13 protein-coding genes and 1 other RNA gene are annotated in these 12,383 nt (G+C 62.8%); 5 read left to right on the top strand and 9 right to left on the bottom strand.

Annotated elements, in window-relative coordinates; all coding sequences use genetic code 11:
• From CK222_RS06285 to ssrS, 5 genes are all read right to left on the bottom strand, one after another.
• A complete protein-coding gene (locus tag CK222_RS06285) occupies nucleotides 1–768 on the bottom strand; it encodes a TerC family protein (protein WP_095799758.1) in 768 nt (255 codons plus the stop codon).
• Between the two features lie 80 nt (nucleotides 769–848).
• Nucleotides 849–1,673 (bottom strand): YmdB family metallophosphoesterase, encoded by an 825-nt coding sequence (locus CK222_RS06280; RefSeq protein ID WP_095799964.1) that lies wholly within the window; start codon nucleotides 1,671–1,673, stop codon nucleotides 849–851.
• Between the two features lie 190 nt (nucleotides 1,674–1,863).
• Nucleotides 1,864–2,289 (bottom strand): DUF3592 domain-containing protein, encoded by a 426-nt coding sequence (locus tag CK222_RS06275; RefSeq protein WP_095799757.1) that lies wholly within the window; start codon nucleotides 2,287–2,289, stop codon nucleotides 1,864–1,866.
• Nucleotides 2,290–2,382: 93 nt separating this feature from the next.
• Nucleotides 2,383–2,967: a 5-formyltetrahydrofolate cyclo-ligase gene (locus CK222_RS06270; protein ID WP_095799756.1), complete on the bottom strand. Its 585-nt coding sequence runs from the start codon at nucleotides 2,965–2,967 to the stop codon at nucleotides 2,383–2,385.
• Nucleotides 2,968–3,049: 82 nt separating this feature from the next.
• Nucleotides 3,050–3,205: non-coding RNA, 6S RNA (gene ssrS, locus CK222_RS06265), on the bottom strand.
• 150 nt (nucleotides 3,206–3,355) lie between these two features.
• Here ssrS and CK222_RS06260 point away from each other — a divergent pair.
• From CK222_RS06260 to msrB, 5 genes are all read left to right on the top strand, one after another.
• A complete protein-coding gene (locus CK222_RS06260; protein ID WP_095799755.1) occupies nucleotides 3,356–4,195 on the top strand; it encodes a MoxR family ATPase in 840 nt (279 codons plus the stop codon).
• 87 nt (nucleotides 4,196–4,282) lie between these two features.
• Nucleotides 4,283–4,729: a GNAT family N-acetyltransferase gene (locus CK222_RS06255; protein WP_095799754.1), complete on the top strand. Its 447-nt coding sequence runs from the start codon at nucleotides 4,283–4,285 to the stop codon at nucleotides 4,727–4,729.
• A gap of 257 nt (nucleotides 4,730–4,986) precedes the next feature.
• Nucleotides 4,987–5,391, top strand: a complete 405-nt coding sequence (locus CK222_RS06245) for a type II toxin-antitoxin system HicB family antitoxin (protein ID WP_095799753.1) — start codon at nucleotides 4,987–4,989, stop codon at nucleotides 5,389–5,391.
• A 10-nt stretch (nucleotides 5,392–5,401) separates the two neighbouring features.
• Nucleotides 5,402–6,592 (top strand): VWA domain-containing protein, encoded by a 1,191-nt coding sequence (locus tag CK222_RS06240; protein WP_095799752.1) that lies wholly within the window; start codon nucleotides 5,402–5,404, stop codon nucleotides 6,590–6,592.
• Nucleotides 6,593–6,728: 136 nt separating this feature from the next.
• A complete protein-coding gene (gene msrB / locus CK222_RS06235) occupies nucleotides 6,729–7,133 on the top strand; it encodes a peptide-methionine (R)-S-oxide reductase MsrB (protein ID WP_095799751.1) in 405 nt (134 codons plus the stop codon).
• 51 nt (nucleotides 7,134–7,184) lie between these two features.
• Here msrB and CK222_RS06230 read toward each other — a convergent pair whose 3' ends face one another.
• The 4 genes from CK222_RS06230 to pyc form a co-directional block, all read right to left on the bottom strand.
• Entirely contained in the window at nucleotides 7,185–7,484 is a 300-nt protein-coding gene (locus CK222_RS06230; RefSeq protein WP_082953654.1) for a hypothetical protein, read from the bottom strand.
• A gap of 7 nt (nucleotides 7,485–7,491) precedes the next feature.
• The gene (locus CK222_RS06225) at nucleotides 7,492–7,932 is read right to left on the bottom strand and encodes a hypothetical protein (RefSeq protein WP_067001692.1); all 441 of its coding nucleotides are present in this window, start codon (nucleotides 7,930–7,932) and stop codon (nucleotides 7,492–7,494) included.
• 121 nt (nucleotides 7,933–8,053) lie between these two features.
• Nucleotides 8,054–8,314: a DUF2312 domain-containing protein gene (locus CK222_RS06220; RefSeq protein WP_067001689.1), complete on the bottom strand. Its 261-nt coding sequence runs from the start codon at nucleotides 8,312–8,314 to the stop codon at nucleotides 8,054–8,056.
• Nucleotides 8,315–8,669: 355 nt separating this feature from the next.
• Nucleotides 8,670–12,128, bottom strand: a complete 3,459-nt coding sequence (gene pyc, locus CK222_RS06215; RefSeq protein WP_095799750.1) for a pyruvate carboxylase — start codon at nucleotides 12,126–12,128, stop codon at nucleotides 8,670–8,672.
• Between the last annotated feature and the right edge of the window lie 255 nt (nucleotides 12,129–12,383).

Here is a 12,383-nt window from a genome sequence, read left to right as displayed (position 1 = left end):
TTAATGCCCGCCGCCGGACCGCTGCTTCTTTCGACGCCGCGCCAGCATGTTGAGGCCCTCGACCAGCGCGGAAAAACCCATGGCGGCGTAGATGTAGCCCTTGGGCACGTGATAGCCCATGCCGTCGGCAATCAGCGTCATGCCGATCATCAGCAGGAAGCCGAGCGCCAGCATCACGATTGTGGGGTTCTTGGCGATAAAGTTGGCGAGCGGCGTCGCCGCCAGCATCATCACGCTCACCGCCACGATGACAGCGATGTACATGATGGCGATCTCGTCGGTCATCCCGACGGCGGTGATGATGGAATCGATCGAGAAGACGAGGTCAAGCAGCAGGATCTGGAAGATCGCGCCGGCCAGGCTCATCTGCAGTGTGCCGCCCATCATCGAGTCCTGATGATCCTGCGGATCGACCGTGTGGTGGATTTCCTTGGTCGCCTTCCAGACAAGGAACAGGCCGCCGGCGATCAGGATCAGGTCGCGCCAGGAAAAGCCATGCCCGAACGCCGCGAACACCGGCGTCGTCAATTGCACGATGATCGAGATCGTGGCGAGCAGCACCAGCCGCATGCCCAGTGCCGCCGAGATGCCGAGTTTGCGGGCGCGGGCGCGCTGCGCTTCCGGCAGCTTGTTGGTCAGGATCGAGATGAAGATCAGGTTGTCGATGCCGAGCACCACCTCCAGCACCACCAGCGTCAGCAGCGCGATCCAGGCTGTGGGATCGGAGACAAAGGCAAAGTGCGGCGCCAGGAACTCGACAAGCTGCATGGAGGTCGTCCCCTCTACGATCTAGAGCAGTTTTCGCGGGTTTCGTCGCCAGTTAGGTACGACCGGTGCTCATATCAATATCATGACCAGAAGGACGGCGCGGTTTCCTCGAGTCTCGGCCCGCGGCGAAACGGCGCGATCTTCTCGGCGAGCCCGGTGCGGTCGGAGATTTCCACGCCGACGCCGCACAGCGTCGCCGGTCCATTCGCGGCCTCGAAACGACCTTTCGGCACTTTCGACAGGAAGCGGTTGAGCGGCTCTTCCTTGTCCATGCCGAGCGAGGAATCATAGTCGCCGCACATGCCGGCGTCCGAAATATAGGCGGTGCCGCCGTTGAGTATCTGATGATCGGCGGTCGGCTGGTGCGTGTGGGTGCCGACCACAAGGCTGGCTCGGCCGTCGACGAAATGCGCGAAGCACATCTTTTCCGAAGTCGCCTCGGCATGGAAATCAATCACTGCTGCGTCGGCCTGTTCGCCAAGCGGACAGGCCGCAAGCTCGCGCTCGCCGGCCTGGAACGGATCGTCGAGCTCGGGATGCATGAAGACGCGCCCCATGATGTTGGCGACCAGCACCCGCGCGCCGTTCCTGGCGATATAGACGCCGGAACCACGCCCCGGCGTGCCCTTGGGAAAATTGGAAGGGCGCAGGAAGCGCTCCTCGCGCGGCGCGAAGACCAGCGCGTCGCGCTGGTCCCAGACATGGTTGCCGGTGGTGACGACATCCGCGCCCGCCGCGAGCGTCTCGCGAAATATCTCCTCGGTGATGCCGAAGCCGCCCGCGGCGTTCTCGCCATTGACGATGACGAAGTCGAGCTTGAAGTCGGATATCAAGCCCGGCAGCTGTTCCCACACCGCCGTGCGCCCAGTTTTTCCGACCATGTCGCCGAGGAAGAGAAGTCTCATACGATCCCGCGTCGAAAGTCCGCCAAGCAAAAGCTGCATGACTTTCCGCAAAAGATCATGCGTTTCTCAACCGCTGTTCTACAATTGCGGCGTGAACCGGCGCAACCCGCTCCCGGTGAGTATTTCCGCGATGATCACATGATGGTCTTATACGGCACCACCGCCCCGTCCTAGCAGCCGAAGGCGACGTCTAACGCGCGCTCCGTCCGCGCAGCCAGAAGAACCAAACGTAGAAGACGGTGAAGCCGCCGGTACCTGCAAGGATCAACAGTATGCCGCGCCAGCCCTTCATTCCGGCGGTATCGAGGGTCGCTGGATCGCCAGGGTCGTAGTAGAATTTCACCTTGTCGCCGATCGACGCCTCGTGGAGACCGACAAGGTTTCCCTTTCCGGACCAGGTCATCGGCACGTCGTCAACCACATAGGCGAGGGCGACATTGATGCGCTCTATGGCGAGGCCATTTTTGTGCATTTCAGTGAAAGGACTGACATCCGTCACGGTAGCGACCGTCTGCCCCCAAGCCGCTTGGTGGTACAGGGTGGTTCCGGTGATATGCAATCCCATCGCAAACAGTGCTGCCGCGATCAGAGCAAACGGCATCAGGATGAATCGCATGAAGACAAAATCCCTTGCTAGCCTCAACTTGGATTGGATAGCAGGAATACTGTTGGATAGGGATTGGAATCGCGCGAAGCGGGTCGGAATATTCTAAGAGGCGGTAAACCGGCGTAACCCGCTCTCGGTGAGTATTTCCGGGATGATCACGTCATGGTTCTCATCCGGCACTTGCGACACCTCCTGGCAGTCGAACGCAATGCCGATCAGCCGCGGCGCCAGCCCTTTGTCGGCCAGCCTGGCGATCGCCCGGTCGTAATAGCCGGCGCCGTAGCCGATGCGGTGGCCGCGCGCGTCGAATGCTGCGAGCGGAACAAACATGAGCGAGGGGTCGAGCTCTTCGGCCTCCTCGTGCGGTCCGACCGTGCCGAAACCCATCTCGACCATTGGCGCGCCGCGCACCAGCTCGCGGAAGACGATGGTTGTCTTGTCGAGGATCGCCGGCAGGCAAAGCCTGGCGCCTTTCTCGCGCAGCGCGAACATCAGCGGCCGCACATCGACCTCGGAGCGCATCGGCCAGAAGCCGGAGACGATCTGGCCCGGTTCGACGGCGATCTGGTCACGCGCCGTCTCAGCCATTTCGAGCGCGATCTCGACCCGCCAGAATTCGTCCAGCGCATCCCGCCGCGCCAGAGCTTCCTTGCGAAGCTGTTTTTTCAGGTCTTTTGATGAGGTCATGCGCAGACGTTAGAAAAGGTCGTATCCGGACGAAGTTGCAGGAGCGACGCTTTCTACCGCATCAAATTCAAAAACGGGAGAGTGGCGATCCACACAACCGGTGGAGAGGTCGATCCCGGGTGCCTACAAAGTAGGTGGGCGCCGTGTGAGAAAACCCACGGGTCTTCCCAGGGACAGCTCCCTAAGGATCGATAAGGCCCCGGGGATAAGTTTCTCCTGCCGGGAAGCGCAGACCGCCAAAACCAATATAGGCCCATGGTTGACCGAGCGCCAGAAGGACACCGCTCCAAGCGGCCGCAAATCTGCGTCATGGGCCTTGCGGCCTTGTCATGCCTTGCACAGCCTGGCCAGCGTCCTTAGGGTCGCGGCCCAACGATCAGGAGAAGAAATGCGTTTCGAAGGCACCGCGGCTTACGTCGCCGACAAGGATTTGATGGTGGCGGTCAACGCCGCGATCGCTCTGGAGCGACCGTTGCTGGTCAAGGGCGAGCCGGGCACCGGCAAGACCGAACTCGCCCGTCAAGTGGCGGCGGCGCTCGACCTCGATTTCATCGAATGGAATGTCAAATCGACCACCAAGGCGCAGCAGGGCCTCTACGAGTATGACGCCGTCTCGCGGCTGCGCGACAGCCAGCTCGGTGACGACCGGTTCAGCGACATCAAGAACTACATCAAACGCGGCAAGCTGTGGGACGCCTTCGCGGCATCGAAAAAGGTCGTTCTCCTGATCGACGAGATCGACAAGGCCGACATCGAATTCCCCAACGATCTTCTGCAGGAACTCGACCGGATGGAGTTCTTCGTCTACGAGACCGGCGAGACCATCCGCGCCGAATTTCGGCCGATCGTCATCATCACCTCCAACAACGAGAAGGAGTTGCCGGACGCCTTTCTGCGCCGCTGCTTTTTCCACTACATCCGCTTCCCCGATATCGAGACGCTGCACCGGATCGTCGACGTGCATTATCCCGGCATCAAGCAGAATCTCGTGCGGGCCGCGCTTACCCAGTTCTACGAGATCCGTGACGTGCCCGGGCTGAAGAAGAAACCATCTACCTCCGAAGCGCTCGACTGGATCCGACTGCTGGTCGCCGACGACATCGCGCCGGAGGATCTGCGCGCCGATCCGAAGAATATGTTGCCGAAGTTGCATGGCGCGCTGCTCAAGAACGAGCAGGACGTGCACCTCTTCGAACGCTTGGCCTTCATGGCCAGGCGCCAGCAATAGGCTTGGCAGCAATAGCGCTTTGTCCTCTGTGGACCGTTGCCGACAGGCGGCGGTTGCCGCAGCTTCCGACCAAACGTTGGAGAAAACATGTCCGAGATCACCGTCCGCCCGCTTGCCCAGTCCGACCGCTCCGACTGGCGCCGACTATGGACCGCCTACCTCACCTTCTACGAGACCAAGCTGCCGGAAGAGGTCTACGACGTCACCTGGAAGCGCCTGTTCACGCCTGGCGAGTTCGAGCCGAAAGGCTTTATCGCCACGCTTGAGGGCAAGGCCGTCGGCCTGACCCACTATCTCTACCACCGCTCCTGCTGGTCCGAGGTCAACACCTGCTATCTGCAGGATCTGTTCGCCGACCCCGAAGTGCGCGGCAAGGGCATCGGCGCGGCGTTGATCAAAGCGGTGCAGGACGAGGCCGGCAAGATCGGCGTGAAGAACGTCTACTGGATGACGCACGAGACCAACGCCACCGCGCGCCGGCTGTACGACCATGTGGCGCGGCGCACAGGCTTCATCGAGTACGATCTGTTGTGAAACGGTTGAAACCGGTCCAGCTGCGCAATATATTGCGCATTGGAAAGCCGCCGTGCCGCTGATTGAGACTAACACGCGCAAGATCATAGCGCGGCTTTTGCGCGACGGCTGGTCGAGCGTCGGAGGCGGCAAGCACGACAAATACGAGCATCCGGGAAACCGGATGTGACCATCATCGTGCCGCGGCACCGCGAGCAATCTCCGGGCGTTGCACGCTCGATCGCCAAGCTCGCCGGATGGATTTGAGGCCTGATCGCATGACGCATTATATCGGAGTTCTGGACGGCGCAGATAATGTCTGGGGAATCCGGGTCCCCGATCTCCCGGGCTGCCATGGCGGCGGCGCCAGCCCCGAGGAGGCGATTGCCGATGCAGCATCGGCGATACGCGAATGGGCCGAAACTCGGTTGGCAAAGCACGTCTCGTTACCCGAAGCACGAACGGTGGCGGACTTGTTACGATCAGGTGAGATCGATAGCGCCGCAGGCGAGTCTGCCGTCATGATCCCGCTGCTGATCGACTCCGGTCGGTCAGTCCGGGCAAACCTGTCGTTGGACGCTGGTCTGCTTGCGGCGATCGATACTGAAGCCAGCCGCCGGGGCCTGACGCGCTCTGCCTTCATTGCGAGTGCCGCGCGTGAAAAGATCGAGGGGCAGAGATAGCCGTCTGGCGATGTTCATCCCGTTCTTCTTTGAACTGAAAGCCGCGCGGGTTCCCGTTTCGCTCCGGGAGTATCTGTCGCTGCTCGAAGGCCTGGAAGCTGGGCTGGTCGACTACGACGTCGAGGGTTTTTACTACCTCGCGCGCTCGGCCCTGGTGAAGGACGAGCGCCATATCGACCGTTTCGATCAGGTGTTCGCGCATGTCTTCAAGGGCGTCGAAGCGCTCGCCGGTCCGGACGCTGTCGACGTCGCCAACATCCCCGAGGAATGGCTGCGCCGGCTCGCCGAAAAGCACCTGAGCGACGAGGAGAAGAAGCTGGTCGAGGCGCTGGGCGGCTTCGACAAGCTGATGGAGACGCTAAAGCAGCGCCTGGAGGAGCAGAAGGGCCGGCACCAGGGCGGCTCGAAATGGATCGGCACCGGCGGCACCTCGCCCTTCGGCGCCTATGGCTACAATCCGGAAGGCGTGCGCATCGGCCAGCACGAAAGCCGCCACCGTCGCGCAGTGAAAGTCTGGGACAAGCGCGAGTTCAAGAACTTCGACGACGCGATCGAGCTCGGCACCCGCAACATCAAGGTGGCGCTGAAGCGGCTGCGGCGCTGGGTGCGCGAGGGCGCCGAGGAAGAGTTCGACCTGCCCGGCACCATCCACGCCACCGCCGAGCACGGCTATCTGGACGTGAGAACCCGGCCGGAGCGGCGCAACGCGGTGAAGCTCCTGATGTTCTTCGACGTCGGCGGCTCGATGGATAGTCACGTCAAAACCGTCGAGGAGCTGTTCTCCGCCGCGCGCGCCGAATTCCGCCAGCTCGAGTATTACTACTTCCACAACTGTCTTTACGAGCGCGTCTGGAACGACAATCGCCGCCGCCTGGACGAGACGATCCCCACCTTCGACCTCATCCACAAATATGGGCCGGACTATAAGGTGATCGTGGTCGGCGACGCCTCGATGAGCCCTTACGAAATTGCGCCTCCCGGCGGCTCGGTCGAGCACTGGAACCCGGAGGCCGGCGGCGTCTGGCTCGGTCGGCTGCTGCAGCAGTGGCCGAACGCGGTCTGGTTGAACCCTGAGGCTGAGAAGAACTGGCGCTACACCCATTCCATTGCGATGATCAGCGACATCTTCGGCGGCCGCATGTTCCCGCTGACGCTTGCCGGGCTCGAAGCGGCAACGAAGCAGCTATCGAGGAAGCATTGAGCGTGACAGTAATTCGCGGAAACCAGCGGCGATTGCGTTGTCAATCCCAGCGCTGGTCAGTGGTGTAACAAACACCTATCTTCGTGCGAACATGACATGCCAACCAACAACGAGCCGCCAAGGCCGAGGAGATTTCATGGACACCCACGCCTATCCCGTCACCCGCACCGATGCCGAGTGGCGCGCCCGGCTGACGCCGGAGCAGTATGCCGTCATGCGCAACCACGGCACCGAGCGCCCCGGCAGCTGCGCCCTGCTTTATGAGAAACGCGCCGGCACTTTCTTCTGCGTCGGCTGCGACCAGCCGCTGTTCGAATCCAAGCTGAAGTTCGAGAGCGGAACCGGCTGGCCGAGTTTCAACGATCCGATCCCGGGTTCGATCGAGACCACCGTCGACCGCAGCTACGGCATGGTCCGCACCGAGTGCCACTGCTCGCGTTGCGGCAGCCATCTCGGCCATGTCTTCGAGGACGGTCCGCCGCCGACCGGCCTGCGCTATTGCATCAACGGTGTGGCGCTGCGCTTCGAGCCGGCGGCCTGACAGGCAGTTCGTCATAGTTTCGTAAGGGCGGCTTCGGCCGCCCTTTTCGATTCAGACAACGACCGTCGCAATCAGCCAGAGCGCCGAGCCCAGCATCATCAGCTGCGCCTTGAACCCGCCGGCCGTTTCTGCCGTCCGCCAGACGGCAAGGGCGAGAAAGATGTTGTAGGGGGCGGGAAGGAAATGCACCGTGAGCACCAGCCAGAGCGGCAGCTTCAGCCCAAGCAGGACAAGCGCCAGCCCGGACGAAGCGATGTTGATCGCCGTGCCGGCGAGCAGCATGTCGCGCCAGAACAGCCGGTCGAGCGGCACATTGCCTTGCCAGCGCGAGCGCAAGAAGCCGGCAACCATCTGTGCTCTACTCCTGCCTCAGCACTTGGGTGACGGCTTGCTCGAAGCGCGAGCATTCCGTCGCCAGCCAGTCGGCCATGGCCGGCCAATTGTCCTCGGCAAAGCAGTTGACCCGCCACTGCGAATTGATGCCGAGATTCTGCGCGCTCTGCTCCGGCCTGAGCTTCAGCCGCGCCTCGATCGCCGGTTGGAACGGCATCAGCCGCGTCCAGACCTCCGTCGCGCCGAGCTTCTCGTTGCGGCCGAAGAAGACGCCGACCACGTTCTCGCTGGGCGCGACATACATGGACAGCACCAGGGCGAACTCCGGCATTCCGCGCTGCCAGAACCATGGCCCGCGTCGCGCCAGCCGCGCCCTTTCTTCCGGGTGCCGTTCGGCGAACAGCGCCCAGAACCCGCGATGCCGGAACTCCGAAGCGCGATGGCCGCCGAAGTCGAACTCACTCATGGCCGTCCCTAGAGGGCAATTCCAGGAAAGTGTAACGGTTTCCGTCGGAATTGCGCAAAAGCAAATGGTTGGAGCAGTTCAGCGATTCCATCAAAACGCTGAACTGATCTAGCCGCGCGCCTTAGACCATGCCGAGCGCGGCCTTATACAGATCGAGGATCGACTCCTCCTCCTGGCGCTCGGCCTGATCCTTCTTGCGCAGCCGGACGATGGTGCGGATCGCCTTGGTGTCAAAGCCGGTGCCCTTGGCCTCGCCATAGACGTCCTTGATGTCGTCGGAAATCGTCTTCTTTTCTTCCTCGAGCCGCTCGATGCGCTCGATGATGGCGCGCAGCTGGCCGGCGGCTACAGTCTGGCTGGTCTCGGTGATCTCGTCGGCCATTTTTTCTCTCCGCGTTTTTTTGCGCCACGGCGATTCCCGCCCGGCAAAATTGGAGCGGGTTCGATGCCCGAGCAGGCGCGGCGGGTCAAGACATTATCGATGCGGCATGAAGGGTTGGAGCACCCCAGGCTGTGCTGAGATTCTGGTCAGGCCGAGCCAGAGTCGAAGACGGGCGCGAAGCGGCGAGAACGGTTGTTCCGAGAACCGGAGCCGAGCATGCTTGGAGTACGTGGGCACGGGCCTAAGCTGGCCGTAGCCTTAACTGCGACGTGCCTGGTGAGTGCTTCGGCGGCGAAGGCCGGAACCCCAGGAAGCCGGCGTTTTGCAGGCCGGCCTCTCCTGAAGATCAGCACATTCAGCCAAAGGCGATGAGCAAATCCTTCGCATCGATCTGGTCGCCGGCCTTGACCAGCACCTCTGCCACCACGCCGTCGCGCTCGGCGTGCAACGCGGTCTCCATCTTCATCGCCTCGATCGAGAGCAGCACGTCGCCCGCCTTGACCGCCTGGCCTGGCGCCACGGCAAGAGCCGACACCACGCCCGGCATCGGCGCCCCGACATGCGCCTCGTTGCCCGGCTCGGCCTTGCGCCGCGCCTTGGCGGCCGAAGCGCCATGCGCGCGGTCCGGCACCTTCACGCGACGCGGCTGGCCGTTGAGCTCGAAGAAGACGGTGACCATGCCTTTTTCGTCAACGTCGCCGAACGCCTGGCAGCGTATCACCAGGGTCTTGCCCTTCTCGATGTCGACGAAGATCTCGTCTTCCGACTTCATGCCGTAGAAATAGGTCGGCGTCGGCAGCACGCTGACCGGGCCATAGGTCTCCTGAGCGGCGGCGAAGTCGGTGAAGACTTTCGGATACATCAGCCAGGAGGCGAATTCGAACTCGGTGAGCTTGCGCTCGAGCTTCTCCTCGATCTCCTTGCGGCTGGCCTTGAGGTTCGCTGGCTTGAGCAGCGAGCCCGGCCGGACGGTGATCGGCTTTTCGCCCTTCAGCGCCTTCTTCTGCAGCGCTTGCGGCCAACCGCCCGGCGACTGGCCGAGATCGCCGCGCAGCATCGAGACAACCGAGTCCGGGAAGGCGATGTCCTTCGCCGGGTTCTCGACATCGGTGACAGTGAGATCCTGGCTCACCATCATCAGCGCCATGTCGCCGACCACTTTCGACGACGGCGTCACCTTGACGATGTCGCCGAACATCAGGTTGACGTCGTGATAGGCCTGCGCCACCTCGTGCCAGCGCGTTTCGAGCCCAAGCGAGCGCGCCTGTTCCTTGAGATTGGTGAACTGGCCGCCCGGCATCTCGTGCAGATAGACTTCCGAGGCCGGTCCCTTGAGGTCGCTTTCAAAGGCGGCGTATTGGTTGCGAACCGCTTCCCAGTAGAACGAGATGTGGCGGATCCACTGGGGGTCGAGGCCGGGGTCGCGCTCGGTACCCTTGAGCGCCTCGACGATCGAGCCGAGACAAGGCTGCGAGGTGTTGCCGGAGAACGAATCCATCGCCGCGTCGATGGCGTCGACGCCGGTCTCGACCGCCGCCAGAACCGTCGCCGCCGACAGGCCGGAGGTGTCGTGCGTGTGGAAATGGATCGGGAGGTCGGTCTCTTCGCGCAGCGCCTTGAACAGCACGCGCGCCGCCGAGGGCTTCAACAGGCCCGCCATGTCCTTGACGGCGATGATATGCGCGCCGGCCGCTTCCAGTTCCTTCGCCAGCCCGACATAATATTTCAGGTCGTATTTGGCGCGCTCCGGATCGAGTATGTCGCCGGTGTAGCACATCGCCGCTTCGATCAGCTTGCCCTCGGCGCCCACCGCGTCCATGGCGACGCGCATGTTCTCGACCCAGTTCAAGCAGTCGAAGACGCGGAACAGGTCGACGCCGCCGGCGGCTGCCTGTCTGACGAAATGCTGCACGACATTGTCGGGATAGTTGGTGTAGCCGACGCCGTTAGCACCGCGCAGAAGCATCTGCAGCAGAAGATTGGGGGCTGCCTCGCGCACTCTGCTCAGACGCTCCCATGGATCCTCGGTGAGGAAGCGCATGGCGACGTCGAAGGTGGCGCCGCCCCAGCATTCCAGTGAGAGCAGTTGCGGCAGCGCTCGCGCATAGGTGCCGGCGATGCCGGCGATGTCGTAGGTGCGCATGCGGGTGGCGAGCAGCGACTGGTGTCCGTCGCGCATCGTCGTGTCGGTAACGAGCACCTGGGCTTGCTCGCGCATCCATGCCGCGAACTTCTGAGGCCCGAGCGCGTCGAGCCGCTGCTTGCTGCCGTCCGGCACCTTGCCGTTGAGATAGGGCACGACAGGCGCCGCCGCATCCGCCTTCGGCACCGGCCGTCCGCGCGTCTCGGGATGGCCGTTGACGCTGACGTCGGCGAGATAATTGAGCAGCTTGGTGGCGCGGTCCTGCCGCTTGACCTGCTCGAACAGCTCCGGCGTCGTGTCGATGAACTTGGTGGTGTAGGAATTGTCGGCGAAGCTCGGGTGGTTGATGATCGCTTCGAGGAAGGTGAGGTTGGTGGCGACGCCGCGGATGCGGAACTCGCGCAATGCCCGGTTCATGCGCGCGATCGTCTCGGCCGGCGTCGGCGCCCAGGCCGTCACCTTTTCGAGCAGCGGATCGTAGAACCGGGTGATGACCGCGCCCGAATAGGCGGTGCCGCCGTCGAGGCGGATGCCGAAGCCGGTGGCGCCGCGATATGCGGTGATGCGCCCGTAATCGGGGATGAAATTGTGTTCCGGGTCCTCGGTGGTGATGCGGCACTGCAGGGCGTGGCCGTTGAGCTTAATGTCCTTCTGCGCCGGCACGCCGGACTCCGGCGTGCCGATGGCGAAGCCGTCGAGGATGTGGATTTGCGCCTTCACGATATCGATGCCGGTCACCATCTCGGTGACGGTATGCTCGACCTGGATGCGCGGGTTGACCTCGATGAAATAGAACTTGCCGGTGTCGGCGTCCTGCAGGAACTCGACGGTGCCGGCTCCGATGTAGCTGGTCTCGCGCGCGATCTTCAGCGCGTAGGCGCAGAGTTCCTCGCGCAGTTTCTCGCTGAGGTAGGGAGCCGGGGCACGTTCGACGACCTTCTGGTTACGGCGCTGGATCGAGCAGTCGCGCTCGAACAGGTGCACGGCATTGCCCTGCGTGTCGCCCAGCACCTGCACCTCGACATGGCGGGCGCGCTCGATCAGCTTTTCGAGATAGACCTCGTCCTTGCCGAAAGCGGCTTTCGCCTCGCGCTTGCCTTCCATGACTTCGCGCGCGAGGTCGGCTTCAGCGCGGATGGCGCGCATGCCGCGGCCGCCGCCACCCCACGAGGCCTTGAGCATCACCGGATAGCCTATTTCCGCAGCGAGCTTTTTCACCTCGTCCATATCGTCGGGCAGCGGATCGGTGGCGGGCACGACCGGCACGCCGACCGCGATCGCCAGGTTGCGCGCCGCCACCTTGTTGCCGAGCCGGCGCATCGTCTCGGGCTTCGGCCCAATGAAGGTGATGCCGGCGGCAGCGCAGGCCTCGGCGAATTCGGGGCTTTCCGACAACAGGCCGTAGCCGGGGTGGATCGCATCCGCACCCGAGAGGCGCGCGACGCGGATCACCTCGTCGATCGACAGATAGCTTTCGATCGGACCCATGTCCTTGGTGAGATGCGGGCCGCGCCCGACCTGGTAGCTTTCGTCGGCCTTGAAGCGGTGCAGCGAATATTTGTCCTCTTCCGCCCAGATCGCCACGGTTTTGAGGCCTAGTTCGTTGGCCGCGCGAAAGACGCGGATGGCGATTTCGGACCGGTTGGCGACGAGGATCTTCGTGATTGCCAAGGACTGGGCTCCAGTAGCGGAAGGTGAGGTGAACCGGCGCAATGATTAGCGTGAAAATGCTGCAGCGCAAACAAAATAGCGCGACACTTCAATCGATTTAAATCGTTTGTTTGCGCCAAACCTTCGCGACGGCCTCCGAGCGCCTGGACGACAACGCCGACGAACTCGGCGAGGGACACGAAGGCAGGCTGGATGCGCGGCCAACAAAAAATGCCCGGCGCTCAGCGCCGGGCATCTCGGAAAGTCGGCTCTTCT

Origin of the sequence: Mesorhizobium sp. WSM3866 (assembly GCF_002294795.1) — a bacterium.
GTDB lineage: Bacteria > Pseudomonadota > Alphaproteobacteria > Rhizobiales > Rhizobiaceae > Mesorhizobium.
The sequence above is the reverse complement of the archived record's forward strand: the minus strand, read 5'-3'. Positions and strand labels throughout refer to the sequence as shown.